Below are 14,075 nucleotides of genomic sequence, written 5' to 3'. Positions count from 1 at the left end.
CCGACAGCAGTCGTCAGCCGTAACGGCTTTAGCCGGCTCTACCGTTCATAGCTGTCTGCATTCAGGCAGCTCACCGAATCCTCTGATCGAGATACACAAGTGATCGAAAATCTACGCAACATCGCCATCATCGCTCACGTTGACCACGGTAAAACTACCCTCGTCGACAAGCTGCTGCGTCAATCCGGCACCCTGGAGCGCAACGAGCTCAACGACGAGCGCGTGATGGACTCCAACGACCAGGAAAAAGAACGCGGCATTACCATTCTGGCGAAAAACACCGCGATCAACTGGAATGGCTACCACATCAACATCGTCGACACCCCCGGCCACGCCGACTTCGGTGGCGAGGTTGAGCGCGTGATGTCGATGGTCGACTCCGTGCTGCTGCTGGTCGACGCTCAAGACGGCCCGATGCCGCAAACCCGTTTCGTGACCAAGAAGGCCTTCGAAGCCGGTCTGAAGCCTATCGTCGTGATCAACAAGGTCGACCGTCCGGGCGCGCGCCCTGACTGGGTTCTGGACCAGATCTTCGACCTGTTCGACAACCTGGGCGCCACTGACGACCAGCTGGACTTCAAAGTCGTCTACGCCTCGGCCCTGAACGGCATCGCCGGTCTGGACCACACCGACATGGCCGAAGACATGACCCCGCTGTACCAGTCGATCGTCGACAACGTACCCGCGCCGGCCGTTGACCGTGAAGGTCCGTTCCAGATGCAGATCTCCGCTCTGGACTACAACAGCTTCCTGGGCGTCATCGGTGTTGGCCGTATCGCCCGTGGTCGCGTCAAGCCGAACACACCAGTGGTTGCCATCGACGTCGACGGCAAGCGCCGCAACGGCCGTATCCTGAAGCTGATGGGTCACCACGGTCTGCACCGTGTGGACGTCGAAGAAGCCCAGGCCGGTGACATCGTTTGCATCAGCGGCTTTGACGAGCTGTTCATCTCCGACACTCTGTGCGACATCAACACTGTCGAAGCGATGAAGCCACTGACCGTTGACGAGCCGACCGTTTCGATGACCTTCCAGGTCAACGACTCGCCGTTCTGCGGTAAAGAAGGCAAGTTCGTGACTTCCCGTAACATCAAGGAACGTCTGGACAAAGAGCTGCTGTACAACGTTGCACTGCGCGTTGAAGAAGGCGACTCGGCCGACAAGTTCAAGGTCTCCGGCCGTGGTGAGCTGCACCTGTCGGTTCTGATCGAAACCATGCGCCGTGAAGGCTTCGAGATGGCTGTAGGCCGTCCTGAAGTGATCATCCGCGTCAAGGATGGCGTGAAGCAGGAACCGTTCGAAAACGTCACCATCGACATCCCTGAAGAAGCACAGGGCAAGGTCATGGAAGAAATGGGTCTGCGTAAGGGCGACCTGACCAACATGGCGCCGGATGGCAAAGGCCGTGTACGTCTGGAATACAACATTCCAGCCCGTGGTCTGATCGGTTTCCGTAACCAGTTCCTGACCCTGACCTCCGGTGCAGGCATCCTGACCTCGATCTTCGACCGTTACGACACCATGAAGTCGGGCGACGTATCGGGCCGTCAGAACGGCGTTCTGGTTTCGGTCGAAACCGGCAAGGCACTGACCTACTCCCTGGAAACCCTGCAGGCTCGCGGCAAGCTGTTCATCGAGCACGGTCAGGACATCTACAACGGTCAGATCATCGGTCTGAACAGCCGTGACAACGACCTGGGCGTGAACCCGACCAAAGGCAAGAAGCTCGACAACATGCGCGCTTCGGGCAAGGACGAGGTCATCGCTCTGGTTCCGCCAGTTCGCCACACTCTGGAACAGGCTCTGGAATTCATCCAGGACGACGAGCTGTGCGAAGTGACTCCTAAGTCGATCCGTCTGCGCAAGAAGATCCTCGACGAAGGCGAGCGTACCCGCGCTGCCAAGAAAGCCAAGGCGTGATCTAGCCCCGGCTGAATGAAAACGCCCCCGGTCGAAAGGCCGGGGGCGTTTTTGTTTGTGCGGCGGGTAAAAAGGACGGGTGCGTTTACTGTGGGAGCGAATTCATTCGCGAGACGGTGGTGCCTGTTCCACATGACGATCAGGCTTTGAATTCGGCCCGGACGGGCGTAGGAGCGCAGCTTGCTCGCGATCTGCCGGGAACCGGCAGTAAATTTGAACGATGCGGTCCGCCTGATAAATCCGGGATTCCGAATTGACTGCCGCTGCGCGCCAGATCGCGAGCAAGCTACGCTCCTACGCCTTTGGCAGAAGCATTGCGAGTAAGTACTTAGAACTTCAGCGGCACCCGGCCGGAGTTGTCGTTCAGCGTGCCGCTGGCCTGGCGCTCGACCGGCTTGGGCTTGTACGCGCAGTAACCCGGGCGCGGGCCGATTTTCGGGTGGTTGCGGCAGGTGTCCGGGCGCTTGTCGTAGATGGTGCACAGCCGGCTCTTGCGATCCAGATACAGGCAGTCGTTGTTGCTCATGCGCTGCAGGGTGAAGATCCCGGTCTTCTGGTTGAAGCGCTCGACGATGCCTTCTTTCTGCAGACGCTTGGCGATGTTCTTCGGGTTATCGCCCTGCTCGAACTCGTCGACGATGCCGATGCGGATCAGGTCCTTGATCTTGGTTTCCACCGGCAGCGTGCAGCAGCTGGACATGCAGCCTCCGCACATGTGGCTGGCGTATTTCTGCCAGGTCTCCAGGCGGTCGATTTCTGCGGCGGCGATCAGGGTGGGTTTCATGGCGATGTGCTTCCGGGGGTGTATCGGGCGCGCGATCATACCGGGCCGCGCGGATTTCCCCTATCGCAAAATGCACGATTCGACTACCGGCTACCCTATTGGCCTGCCACGGCTTCGCAATACAGGGCGAGTAAGGTGGCGCGACGGCAAAATCGAGGACATTTCCATGCAACACGCTGAACAGATGGTCAACGCGGTATTTGACCTGTACGTGCAACGCGGCAGCGACGATTACATCGGCGAGCCGGTGTCACAGATCGAGCACATGTCCCAGGCGGCGCAACTGGCGCTGCTGGAAGGCTATGACGACGAGGTGGTGCTGGCCGCGTTCTTCCACGACATCGGCCATATCTGCGGGCATGACCCGGAAGCGGCGAGCATGGGCGGTTATGGCGTCGCCAGCCACGAGCGGGTCGGCGCCGATTACCTGCGCAAGTGCGGTTTCAGCGAGCGGGTGGCGAAGCTGGTCGAATACCACGTCCAGGCCAAGCGCTACCTGACCCTGCGCCAGCCGGACTACTACGCCCGCCTCAGCGAAGCCAGCCGCCGCACCCTGGAATATCAGGGCGGCGTGATGACCGACGCCGAAGCAGACGCCTTCGAACGCGACCCGCTGTGCAGCATCAGCCTGCGCATGCGCCAGTGGGATGAAATGGCCAAGGAAATGAACGTGCCGGTGGTGGATATGGAGATGCTGAAGGGCAAGGCGTTGGCGCTTCTTGCCGCCTGACCCCGGCAGACACCGCCCCTGTAGGAGCTGGCTTGCCCTGCGACCGGCGGGGAACCCGTCGTAAATCCGGCAAACGCGGTGTGTCAGCTAGACCGCGTGCGCAGAATTTACGACTGCTTCGCAGCCGGTCGCAGGGCAAGCCAGCTCCTACAGGGGGCTGCGTTTCAAATCAGAACGGACGCTGCCAGCACCTCCACCTGCTCCTGCCTTTCGGCATGGTTCAACTTCGCATGGGGATTGAGCGACGACCACTGCGGATGCGCCCGTGCCTTGTGCAACGGTTCGGGCAGTTTGCCTTCGCGCCAGGTCTTGTCCTGCGGGGTGTCCAGTTTGATGCTGTCCATCGCCGCATGGCCGCGGGCTTCCAGCGCCTGCAGCAATTGCCGCTGACGCAAGGCCAGCAGGCGCAGCACCGCATCGTCGACAGTCAATTCGCGCTGGCCCTTGAGCTTGCCAAGCAGGCGTCCGCCGTAACTGCGCGCGGTCTGCAATGCGCCACCGGCAATCGCCCCGACCAGCGCCGCCGCGCCCAGGGTAATGCCGCCAACCAGCAGATCGACCCCGGCACCCGCCGCCGCGCCAGCCGCAATGCCGCTTCCGACCCGCACACCCAGCAATTTCAGGGTTTCCGGATTGAACAGATCATCGCCCCAGCGGCCATCCAGCAACGGCAAATCACTGGCTGACGCATCTTCGCGGCGGAACGCATACAGCTTGAGCAACGCCTCGACGCAGCGTTGCTCGCGCTGGCGCACCGCCTTGCGCAGTTCTTCGATAGCGCTCTGCACCTGAGCCGATTCGGTGGCGACGCTGCGTCGGCACGCTGCGCAATCGAGCAGCAATTCGGCAATCAGCCGCGCCGCGCTCTGTCGACGGACTTCGCGCTGGGCCTGCTGATCGGCGACCAGCCGCTCCAACTGTCCGCGCGCGCTCTCCAATAGCAGAGCGAGGCTTTCATACAGCCGCCGCTCGCCATCTTCTGGCGGCGCCACACTGTCGAAACGCACCAGCGCATGCAGACCCAGCCGGGCCAGCGCTTCGCGCCAATCGTTCTCCCGGTGCTGCGCACTGCTGACGAAATTCAGCACCGGCAACAGTGGCTTGCCGCAACTGGCGAGCACGGCCAGTTCGTCGCGGTATTTGGCGAGCACCGGCTCGCGAGCATCGATCACGTACAGGCCGGCATCCGACGCCAACAACTGGCGCAACACCTTGGCTTCCTGTTCGAAGCGCTGACGTGCCTCGCTGCCGTCGAGAAAACGCGCCAGCCGCGCCGGGCCGTCGAGGCGTTCGCCGGGGCGATCCAGCCGCTCCAGATAGTCGAGCAGAGCGATGGCGTCTTCCAGGCCGGGCGTGTCGTACAGCTCCAGCAAGGCTTCGCCGTCCACCGACAGCCGTGCGCCTTCGACGTGGCGCGTGGTGCTGGGCCGGTGCGATACCTCGCCGAAACCGACGTCACGGGTCAGCGTGCGCAGCAGCGATGTCTTGCCGACATTGGTGTGGCCGACCACGGCCAGGGTCAGTGGTCGCCGGGAAGTGTCAGTCATGGCCCGTCTCCAGCCAGCTCAGCGGTGCGCTGTCAGCCCAGTCCAGGTGCAATTGCTGCAGGGCGGCGTGCCAGTCGCCGAGGCGGTCGGCGTCCAGCGCCTGGCCGGTGGGCGCGGGCAGCAGCCAGATGCGTGTCGCCGTGGCGCAGCGGGCCAACTCGGCAATCAGCGCCAGGCTGCCGCGGTCCGGCGAGCGGCGCGGGTCACAGGCGATGGCCAGGCGTGCCGGGGGATAACGGGTCAGTTGGTCGAGCAGACTGCGCCGGGATTCGCGGCTGTCGAGAATGCCGGCATCGGCCACACCGTTGGGCAACGAAGGCGGCCACGGGCGCTGATCGTCCAGTTCGATGGCGACCAGCAGCGCGCCTTCGCTGGCGCTGGCCGCCGGGCCGGTTTCCACCTGGTGCAGTTGCGCGGGGGCGGCGTCGTTGATGCCCAGTCGCTCGCTGCTCGGCATCAGCCGCTCACGCAATTCGGCAAAGCCGGGCTGGTTCAGGTCCAGCGTCAGGCGTTTACGCCCTGCACGCCAGCGGCTGTAGCAGAGCAGCGTCAGCAACAGGCGCGGCAGAATGCCATAGACCACCAGCACGCCGACCAGCCAGGCCGCCCAGGTCTGCCGGGCGTTTTCGATGGCCACCACGCTGTCGCCACTGGCGCGGATCATTTCGCTGTCGGGCACGCTGAAACCGAGCAGGCCCGGCAGGGCGCCAAGGCCGCGGGTCAGGGCGACGAAGGTGTCGCCGCCGAGAATCGTGGTTTCCCAGACAAACCCGTAGCGCCGGGTTGCCATCAGCAACAGCAGCAACGTCAGGGCGCTGAGCAGGGCGAGCAACCACAGGCCGTTGACGCAGGTGCCGAGCACCCAGCGATTCAGGCGTTTGCGTTGCAGCAGCAGAAGCAGCGCGGGTGCCAGTTGTGCAGCCTGTGCGTCGCGGGCGAGCTTTTCGCTCAGCCACAACCAGAGGCGGCCGAGGCTGGCAGTGCTGTCGCCGGCGAAGATCAGGCCCAGCGCCCAGCCGATCAACAGAATCAGATTCAGGCCCAGCAGGCTGCCCAACGCCCAGAACACATTGACCGGGGTCTGTCCGTCGCCCAATGCGGCAAAGGCCAGCCCGGCGCCGCTGAGCACGGCAAATGCCGCCAGCGCCAGCAAGGCCAGGCGTGCGCCGGACTTCCAGTGATGCAAAGCGGCAAGCATGCCGTCGCGGTCAGCCAGCCACAGGGCGCGGCTTTTGATACGGGTCAGCAGGTCGCCACCCTGAGCGCGGGCGCGGCGGCAGGCTTCCTGGTCTTCAAGGGCGCCGGCATGGTTTTCGCGCAGGCGGATGGCTTCGGTCAGCCACAATTCGTCGAGCGGGGTCAGTGCAGTCACGCGGTGTCTCGTTGGTGAAGTCATAGGTGAGCATAACCGCTGTGCTTGAAATCGCGCAGGTCGGTGGCTTGTGGCGCTTTGACAATCGCTATCGCGAGCAAGCTCACTCCTACAATGAACGGTGTGACCCCTGTAGGAGTGAGCTTGCTCGCGATGACGTCAATTCAGGCGACGCGTTTTACATGCACGCAAAGAAGGGTCTGCTATCCTCGCCGCCATGAAAAAACATCTCCCCCTCAGCCTGATCGCGGCCCTCGCGGAAAACCGTGTCATCGGCGTCGACAACTCCATGCCCTGGCACCTGCCGGGGGATTTCAAGTACTTCAAGGCCACCACGCTGGGTAAGCCGATCATCATGGGTCGCAAGACCTGGGATTCGCTGGGTCGGCCATTGCCGGGCCGGTTGAATCTGGTGGTCACTCGCCAGACGGATTTACAGCTGGAAGGCGCCGAAGTCTTCACCTCGCTGGAGGCTGCGGTCGAACGCGCCGAGCAGTGGGCGACCGAGCAGGGCGTCGACGAAGTGATGCTGATCGGTGGTGCGCAGCTCTATGCGCAAGGCCTTGCCGACGCCGACCGCTTGTACCTGACCCGCGTGGCATTGAGTCCGGAAGGCGATGCCTGGTTCCCGGAATTCGATGAGGCCGTGTGGAAGCGCGTGTCCAGCACGGAAAACCCGGCGGTGGATGACAAGCCGGCGTACAGCTTTGAGGTGTGGGAGCGGGGTTGAGCGAATTCCCTGTAGGAGCTGGCTTGTCCTGCGACCGGCTGCGCAGCAGTCGTAAACCCTGACGACTATGCAGTCCTGACACACCGCGTTTACCGGTTTTACGACGGGTTCCCCGCCGGTCGCAGGACAAGCCAGCTCCTACAGGTGATCTACGTTCGCTGTAACAAATATGTCGCTTTTACGTCATCTGTCGCGAATGGCTCGCGACATGACGCCTACAGAACGGGTACGGTCGCTGACGCATTAAAACAGTAATGGCTTTTTGTTACGGTCCATCCTCGAATTCGAATTGGGGGAGGACATCGTTATGAAGCTCGTACCAAAACTGTTGGCCGCTGCCGTCTGTCTGGGCCTTGCCGGTCAGGCGTTTTCCACCGATCTCAAGCATTGGCCGGAGCCTGCCGCCAAGCAGCTGAACGCGATGATTGCGGCGAATGCCAACAAGGGCAATTTCGCCGTTTTCGACATGGACAACACCAGCTACCGCTTCGACCTTGAAGAGTCGCTGCTGCCGTTCATGGAAAACAAAGGGCTGATCACCCGCGACAAGCTCGATCCGTCCCTCAAGCTGATCCCGTTCAAGGACACCGCTGACCACAAGGAAAGCCTGTTCAGCTACTACTACCGTCTCTGCGAAATCGACGACATGGTCTGCTACCCATGGGTGGCGCAAGTGTTCTCCGGCTTCACCCTCAAGGAACTCAAGGGCTACGTCGACGAACTGATGGCGTCCGGCAAGCCGGTCAAGAGTACCTATTACGACGGTGATGCGGTGAAGAGCATCGAGGTGCAGCCGCCGAAGGTCTTCACCGGCCAGACCGAGCTGTACAACAAGCTGATGGAGAACGGCATCGAGGTCTACGTGATGACCGCCGCCTCCGAAGAGCTGGTGCGCATGGTCGCCTCCGATCCGAAGTACGGCTACAACGTCAAACCGCAGAACGTCATCGGCGTGACCACGCTGCTGAAGAATCGCGAGACCGGCGAACTGACCACCGCACGCAAGCAGATCAGCGCCGGCAAGTATGACGAGAAGGCCAACCTCGGCCTGGAACTGACCCCGTACCTGTGGACCCCGGCGACCTGGATGGCCGGCAAGCAGGCGGCGATCCTGACCTACATCGATCAGTGGAAAAAACCGGTGCTGGTCGGCGGCGACACCCCGAGCAGCGACGGCTATATGCTGTTCCACAGCGTCGACGTCAATAAGGGCGGCATCCACCTGTGGGTCAACCGCAAGGACAAGTACATGACCCAGCTCAACGGCATGATGAAGACCAACGCCGAAGCCCAGGCCAAGGAAGGTTTGCCGGTGACGGCGGACAAGAACTGGGTGATCGTCAAGCCGGATGAGATTCAGTAAGCCGCTGACACAAGACCTGTAGGAGTGAGCTTGCTCGCGATGGCGTCGTGCCAATCAGCGGATTCATCCCTGAAAGACCGCAATCGCGAGCAAGCTCACTCCTACAACGGGGTGGGGTGTCATGTCGGTGAGCGGGGCAAATCCACAATCGCCTCCAACCCGCCGCTGTCCTTGTTGCGCAGTTGCAGGCGTCCGTCGTGGGCCGCCGCCACGGTGTGGGCGATGCTCAGGCCCAGACCGTAACCGCCGGTGCCGGCGTTGCGCGAGCTTTCCAGTCGGAAGAACGGCTCCACCACTTGTTCCAGCTGATCCTCCGGAATCCCCGGCCCCTGATCGGCAATCACGATGCGCAGCCGCTCCGGCTGGTCCTCGATAAAAATGTCGGCCTGATGCCCGTAGCGAATGGCGTTCTCCAGCAGGTTCTGCACACAACGTTTCAGGCTGCGCGCATAGGCCGGTAGCGGCTGCTGCGCCGTGCCGTGCAGCGTCACTTGCGCGTGCATGTCCTGAAAGTCGGCTTGCAGGCTTTGCAGCAGGGCGTTGATGTCGACGTTCTGCCGGGGCTCGTTGATCTCGCCGCTGCTGACGAACTCCAGGGTCGCCGAGACCATGTTTTCCATGTCGTCCAGATCGCTGCGGAAACGCTCCTTGGCCGCTTCGTCCTGAAGCATTTCCGTGCGCAGACGCAGGCGCGTGATCGGCGAGCGCAGGTCGTGGGAAATCGCTGCGAGGAAGCGTGTGCGCTCGCGCAGGTTGGCGATCAGGCGCTGCTGCATGCTGTTGAAGGCGCGGGCGGCACGGCGCACTTCCAGCGGGCCGTCCAGAGCCAGCGGCGGGCGCTTGATGTCGCGGCCCAGGGCCTGGGCGGCGTTGGTCAGTTCGGTCAGCGGGCGGATCGCCAGACGCACTGCCAGCAGCACGATGATGGTCAGCAGAATGATCCGCACCAGATAGATGCGCAGGAAGTAATCGAACATCACCTGCAACGGCGTGAGGCTGGTCCAGCCCTGATCTTCGCGGGCGCGGACCTGCAGCCAGCGGCCATCCGGCAATTTCAGCTCAATATTGAACATGCCCGCCGCCGGGCTTGCGCCGAACAGCGTGCTCATGCCGGCCGCGTTGCCCTGATCATCGAGCAGCGACAGGTGCAGCAGGCGCAGGTCGCTGGAGATCCCGGTACGCTGCGCGATCACGTTGTGCAGCAGGCGCTCGGTGGCGAGGTCCGCGCTGCTCAGTTTTTCAGTGCGTGCGGTCGGAGTGTCGATGAATTGCAGGCGGAAATCAGGGGTGTTCAGATGCCCGATAAAGCCATTGGTGTGGGTCGGCTCGATACTGATGACGCGCACGATATCGGCCAGCCGGCTGGCGATCAGGCGCGTCGGAATCTCCAGCACCTGACTGTGGCGCACGTCGTACCAGATGCTGCTGGTGGCGATCTGCGCAGCGATCATGCCGGCGACCAGAATGATCACCAGTCGGCCGTACAGCGTGCGCGGCCAGAGTCTCACGATGCACTCGTGACGGCAGTCGCGGTGAGCATGTAGCCCTCGTTGCGCACGGTCTTGATCAGGGCAGGGTCGAGTTGCTGGCGCAGACGGCTGACGCAGACATCGATGGAGCGGTCGAACGGCGTGCTGTTCTTCTCGAACACATGGTTGAGCAGGAAGTCGCGGCTCAGCGGCCGGTTCGGGTGCTGCAGCAACAGACGCAGCACGCGGTAATCGGAGTTGCCGAGGCTGATCACCAGCCCGTCCGGCGACAGCACCTGACGCGCGCGGGTGTCGAGCGTCCAGCCGTCGAAACTCACGCTCGGCGTTTCATCGACCCGCGCCCGCTCCGGGAAGCTCTGCGCCCGACGCAGCACCACCTTGATCCGCACCAGCAGTTCCCGAGGGTCGAATGGCTTGGGCAGGTAATCGTCGGCGCCGATTTCCAGGCCGACGATACGGTCGATCAGGCTGCCACGGGCGGTCAGCATGATCACCGGGGTGTTGGAGGTGGTGCGCAGTTCGCGGCACAGGCTCAGGCCGTCTTCGCCGGGCAGCATCAGGTCGAGGACGATCAGGTCGATGACGTTCAACTCAAGGCGGCGACGCATTTCCTTGCCGTCGCAGGCGGTCGAGGTCAGGTAACCGGCATCGCGCAGGTAATCGGCGAGCAGTTGGCGGATTTCCGGATCGTCATCGACGATCAACACATGATCTTGCTTGGACATAGAGGGACGTCGTGCCTGTGCTGTGTCTGTAGCTCGGTGAAGTGGCAGCCCTGCCAAAAGATCGTTCGCGCCGGTCTGCCGAGGCTCTGGTATCCGAAAAGCCGACCGGCGGGCGGAGCAAATGTAATGGAATGTTGTGAGCGGCGTTTTCCTGCACCGCCAATACAAAGTCGCGCCGTCCCGGGCAGGGCGGCTCTTTAAACTGGCCGGTGTAAATGCGAGTCATTGTAATCTGGAGACGTGCGTGTTCAAACCTTTCCTCTCGATACGGGCCGCCGCCGCGCTGGCCCTGCTGCTGGGCGCCTGTCTGGGCCAGGTATCCACGGCCTCGGCCAAAGAAGTCACCGACGTGCTGGGCCGCAAGGTCACGGTTTCGGACAACGTCCAGCGCGTGGTGCTGGGCGAAGGCCGGCTGATTTCAGTGTTCGCCCTGCTGGACCGCGACGCGCCGTTCAAGCGCATCGTCGGCTGGCAGGCTGACCTGAAAAAGCTCGACCCCAATACCTATAACGCTTACGCGGCGAAATTCCCTGCCGTGGCGAAGATTCCGCTGATCGGTCAGGCCTCGGAACAAAGCGTCAGCGCCGAAGAAATCCTCAGCCTCAAACCGGATCTGGCGGTGTTCAGCATTTCCGGCCACGGCCCGACCGAACACAGCCCGGTGGCTGACACGCTGGCGGCTGCCGGCATTCCGGTGCTGTTCGTCGACTTTCGCATCAAGCCCGTCGAGGGCACCCGCACCAGCATGATGGCGCTGGGTCGTGCCTTGGGGCGCGACAAGGAGGCCGCGGCCTATATCGACTTCTACGATCAGCACCTCAAGCACGTGATCGACACCGTGGGTACGGTCGAAGACAGCCAGCGCCCGAGCGTGTTCCTCGAACTGCTGGCCGGTGCCTGGCAGGCGCCGGGGCACACCACCGGCAAGAGCGGTCTGGGCGAAGTGATCAAGTTGGTGGGCGGACGTAATATCGCGGAAGGCGTGGTGCCGGGCGCGCTGGGCGACGTCAGCGTCGAATACGCGCTCAAGGCCGATCCGGACGTGTACATCGCCACCGGCAACCACGAGCCCGGCCTGCTGCTGGGCGCCGGCGTGCAGAAAGCGCCGGCCGACGCCGCGTTCGCGAAAGTGCTGGCCCGTCCCGAGTTCAAGGACCTGCGGCCGATCCGCGACGGCCAGGCCCATGGCCTGTGGCATGACTTCTACAACTCGCCCTACAACATCCTGGCGATCGAAGCGCTGGCCAAGTGGATCAACCCGGCGAAATTCCGGGACCTCGATCCGCAGCAGACCATGGCCGAGCTGAACAAGCAGTTCCTCGACACGCCGCTGGCCGGTCAGTACTGGATCGATCAAGCGAAGTGACTTCTCAAGCGCAGGGCCTGCCGGACAGCGTGCCGGCCGGTCTGGAAGCCGCCACCCGTGGCTATCGCCGCTTGCTGGCGCGACGGTTCGGTCTGCTGTCGCTGCTGACCGTCGTGCTGGTGCTGGCGGTGCTCATCGACCTGACCACCGGCCCGTCGGGCATGAGCCTCGGCACTTTGCTCGACGGCATGCTGCACCCTGAGCATCTGCCACTGACCGACCGGGTGATCATCTGGAACGTGCGCCTGCCGTACGCGCTGATGGCGGTGCTGGTGGGTTGCGCGTTGTCGCTGGCCGGGGCCGAGATGCAGGCCATCCTCAATAATCCGCTGGCGAGTCCGTTTACCCTCGGCGTGTCGTCGTCGGCGGCGCTGGGCGCGTCGCTGGTGATCGTGTTTCCGGTGTCGGTCAGCTGGCTGTCGGGCAATGCGCTGGTGTCGTTGTCGGCGTTCGTCTTTGCCTGCGCTTCGGTGTTTTTACTGCAAGCGATGTCGCGGCTGCGCGGCGCGGGTGTCGAGAGTCTGGTGCTGTTCGGCATTGCCCTGGTGTTCAGTTGCAACGCGCTGGTGGCGCTGCTGCAACTGGTCGCCACCGAAGACGTGCTGCAACAACTGGTGTTCTGGAGCCTGGGCAGCGTGGCGCGGGCCAACTGGGAAAAACTCGGCATGCTGGCGCTGGTGCTGGTCGTGGTGATGCCGATGTCGTTTGCGGCTTCGTCACGCATGACCCTGCTGCGCATGGGTGAAGACCGCGCCCAGAGCTTCGGTATAGACGTGCGCCGTCTGCGCCTGTTTTCCCTGCTGCGCATCAGCCTGTTGTCGGCCACCGCCGTGGCGTTTGTCGGCACCATCGGCTTCATTGGTCTGGTCGGCCCGCACATCGCGCGGATTCTGGTCGGCGAAGATCAACGCTTTCTGCTGCCGGCCAGTGCCATCGTCGGCGCCTTGCTGCTGTCGCTGTCGTCGATTGCCAGCAAGCTGATCATGCCCGGCGTCATCGTGCCGGTGGGCATCGTCACTGCATTGGTCGGCGTGCCGATTTTCGTGGTGCTGGTGTTCAAGCGCGGGAGGCAGCTATGAGTGGGCTGATCGTCAGCCAGGCGCGGGTCGGGTATGGACGCCGGGAAGTGGTGCGCGGCCTGTCGTTGCCGGAATTGCAGCCGGGGACGGTGACCGCATTGATCGGTCCCAACGGTGCTGGCAAGTCGACCCTGCTGCGGGCCATCGCCGGGCTGGAAAAGATGCACGGCGACATCAGCCTGCAAGGGCGCTCGCTGAAGGCGGTGTCCATCGCCGAGCGCGCCCGGCTGATCACCTACATGCCGCAGAACCTGCCGCCGGGTCTGTCGTTGAGCGTGCTGGAAAGCGTGGTCGCGGCGTTGCGCGTCAGTAGCTTCGACGGTGTGCCGTTGTCCAGCGAGGCGTGTCTGCGCGAGGCGTATCGCGCACTGGAGCGCATCGGCATCAGCCATCTGGCCGATCATCTGTTGAACGGCCTGTCGGGCGGTCAGCGGCAACTGGTCAGCCTGGCGCAACTGATCGCGCGCAAGCCGAAGGTGATGCTGCTGGACGAGCCGACCAGCGCGCTGGACCTCAATTACCAGTTGAAAGTCATGGCCTGCGTGCGCGACATGGTTCGCGAGCATCAGTTGATCGCCGTGGTGGTGCTGCACGACATCAGCCTGGCGGCGCGGCATGCCGACCAGATCGCCGTGCTGCGCGACGGACAACTGTTCGCCCATGGCCCGGCGGGGAACATCCTCAATGCCGGTTTGCTGGCCAATGTGTACGGCGTGCAGGGGCGGGTGGAATATTGCTCGCAGGGCACGATTCAGGTGCTGGTGGATGGGGCGTTGCCCTGAGCGCAGACCCGTGTAGGAGCTGGCTTGTCCTGCGACCGGCGACGGAGTCGTCGTAAAATCTGGCGACTATGCAATTCTGATACACCGCATTTACAGGATTTACGACTGCTGCGCAGCCGGTCGCGGGACAAGCCACGCTCCTACAGGGGATCGCGGTGTGTCCACAACAAAAAAGCCCGGCATCGCT

At 63.0% G+C, this 14,075-nt stretch carries 12 protein-coding genes; 7 read left to right on the top strand and 5 right to left on the bottom strand.

The annotated features are described in order from the left end of the window. The first annotated feature begins 99 nt into the window (after window positions 1-99). The gene (gene typA / locus ACIPL0_RS22075) at window positions 100-1,920 is read left to right on the top strand and encodes a translational GTPase TypA (protein ID WP_400599338.1); all 1,821 of its coding nucleotides are present in this window, start codon (window positions 100-102) and stop codon (window positions 1,918-1,920) included. 328 nt (window positions 1,921-2,248) lie between these two features. On the opposite strand, the gene ACIPL0_RS22070 is transcribed toward typA, so the two are convergent. Further along, window positions 2,249-2,704: a YkgJ family cysteine cluster protein gene (locus ACIPL0_RS22070; protein ID WP_400599339.1), complete on the bottom strand. Its 456-nt coding sequence runs from the start codon at window positions 2,702-2,704 to the stop codon at window positions 2,249-2,251. A 166-nt stretch (window positions 2,705-2,870) separates the two neighbouring features. Between ACIPL0_RS22070 and ACIPL0_RS22065 the strand changes: the two genes are divergently transcribed. Next, a complete protein-coding gene (locus ACIPL0_RS22065; RefSeq protein WP_400599340.1) occupies window positions 2,871-3,434 on the top strand; it encodes a phosphonate degradation HD-domain oxygenase in 564 nt (187 codons plus the stop codon). Window positions 3,435-3,598: 164 nt separating this feature from the next. Here the strand turns inward: ACIPL0_RS22065 and ACIPL0_RS22060 are convergent, their stop codons facing one another. Both ACIPL0_RS22060 and ACIPL0_RS22055 read right to left on the bottom strand, forming a co-directional pair. Further along, a complete protein-coding gene (locus tag ACIPL0_RS22060) occupies window positions 3,599-4,981 on the bottom strand; it encodes a DUF3482 domain-containing protein (protein ID WP_400599341.1) in 1,383 nt (460 codons plus the stop codon). Continuing rightward, window positions 4,974-6,353 carry a DUF2868 domain-containing protein gene (locus tag ACIPL0_RS22055; RefSeq protein ID WP_400599342.1) on the bottom strand — a complete coding sequence of 460 codons (1,380 nt, stop codon included), beginning with the start codon at window positions 6,351-6,353 and terminating at the stop codon, window positions 4,974-4,976. Before ACIPL0_RS22055 ends, ACIPL0_RS22060 begins: the two co-directional genes overlap by 8 nt. A 217-nt stretch (window positions 6,354-6,570) precedes the next feature. Here ACIPL0_RS22055 and ACIPL0_RS22050 point away from each other — a divergent pair, with 217 nt between their 5' ends. Beyond that, a complete protein-coding gene (locus ACIPL0_RS22050; protein ID WP_400599343.1) occupies window positions 6,571-7,083 on the top strand; it encodes a dihydrofolate reductase in 513 nt (170 codons plus the stop codon). A gap of 307 nt (window positions 7,084-7,390) precedes the next feature. Beyond that, window positions 7,391-8,446 (top strand): haloacid dehalogenase-like hydrolase, encoded by a 1,056-nt coding sequence (locus ACIPL0_RS22045; RefSeq protein ID WP_400599344.1) that lies wholly within the window; start codon window positions 7,391-7,393, stop codon window positions 8,444-8,446. A 119-nt stretch (window positions 8,447-8,565) separates the two neighbouring features. On the opposite strand, the gene ACIPL0_RS22040 is transcribed toward ACIPL0_RS22045, so the two are convergent. Both ACIPL0_RS22040 and ACIPL0_RS22035 read right to left on the bottom strand, forming a co-directional pair. After that, the gene (locus tag ACIPL0_RS22040; protein WP_400599345.1) at window positions 8,566-9,954 is read right to left on the bottom strand and encodes an ATP-binding protein; all 1,389 of its coding nucleotides are present in this window, start codon (window positions 9,952-9,954) and stop codon (window positions 8,566-8,568) included. Then, a complete protein-coding gene (locus ACIPL0_RS22035) occupies window positions 9,951-10,661 on the bottom strand; it encodes a response regulator (RefSeq protein ID WP_400599346.1) in 711 nt (236 codons plus the stop codon). The genes ACIPL0_RS22040 and ACIPL0_RS22035 overlap by 4 nt, the downstream gene beginning before the upstream one ends. A gap of 265 nt (window positions 10,662-10,926) precedes the next feature. On the opposite strand from ACIPL0_RS22035, the gene ACIPL0_RS22030 reads away from it, so the two are divergent. Genes ACIPL0_RS22030 through ACIPL0_RS22020 form a run of 3 tightly spaced genes read left to right on the top strand, consistent with a single transcriptional unit; the run spans window position 10,927 to window position 13,888 of the window. Beyond that, window positions 10,927-12,027 carry an ABC transporter substrate-binding protein gene (locus ACIPL0_RS22030; protein WP_400599423.1) on the top strand — a complete coding sequence of 367 codons (1,101 nt, stop codon included), beginning with the start codon at window positions 10,927-10,929 and terminating at the stop codon, window positions 12,025-12,027. Next, window positions 12,024-13,106, top strand: a complete 1,083-nt coding sequence (locus ACIPL0_RS22025; RefSeq protein WP_400599347.1) for a FecCD family ABC transporter permease — start codon at window positions 12,024-12,026, stop codon at window positions 13,104-13,106. The genes ACIPL0_RS22030 and ACIPL0_RS22025 overlap by 4 nt, the downstream gene beginning before the upstream one ends. Continuing rightward, on the top strand, window positions 13,103-13,888 hold the full coding sequence (locus ACIPL0_RS22020; RefSeq protein ID WP_400599348.1) for an ABC transporter ATP-binding protein: 786 nt from the start codon (window positions 13,103-13,105) through the stop codon (window positions 13,886-13,888). Before ACIPL0_RS22025 ends, ACIPL0_RS22020 begins: the two co-directional genes overlap by 4 nt. Window positions 13,889-14,075: the final 187 nt, after the last annotated feature.

Origin of the sequence: Pseudomonas sp. NPDC090208 (assembly GCF_044746785.1) — a bacterium.
GTDB lineage: Bacteria > Pseudomonadota > Gammaproteobacteria > Pseudomonadales > Pseudomonadaceae > Aquipseudomonas.
This window is presented reverse-complemented; position numbering and strand designations above follow the sequence as displayed.

What these genes read in the sequence shown, in the direction of transcription:
- ACIPL0_RS22070 (WP_400599339.1), bottom strand. Translation starts at nt 2,704, where the DNA reads ATGAAACCCACCCTGATCGCCGCCGCAGAAATCGACCGCCTGGAGACC.
- ACIPL0_RS22065 (WP_400599340.1), top strand. Translation starts at nt 2,871, where the DNA reads ATGCAACACGCTGAACAGATGGTCAACGCGGTATTTGACCTGTACGTG.
- ACIPL0_RS22060 (WP_400599341.1), bottom strand. Translation starts at nt 4,981, where the DNA reads ATGACTGACACTTCCCGGCGACCACTGACCCTGGCCGTGGTCGGCCAC.
- ACIPL0_RS22050 (WP_400599343.1), top strand. Translation starts at nt 6,571, where the DNA reads ATGAAAAAACATCTCCCCCTCAGCCTGATCGCGGCCCTCGCGGAAAAC.
- ACIPL0_RS22045 (WP_400599344.1), top strand. Translation starts at nt 7,391, where the DNA reads ATGAAGCTCGTACCAAAACTGTTGGCCGCTGCCGTCTGTCTGGGCCTT.
- ACIPL0_RS22035 (WP_400599346.1), bottom strand. Translation starts at nt 10,661, where the DNA reads ATGTCCAAGCAAGATCATGTGTTGATCGTCGATGACGATCCGGAAATC.
- ACIPL0_RS22020 (WP_400599348.1), top strand. Translation starts at nt 13,103, where the DNA reads ATGAGTGGGCTGATCGTCAGCCAGGCGCGGGTCGGGTATGGACGCCGG.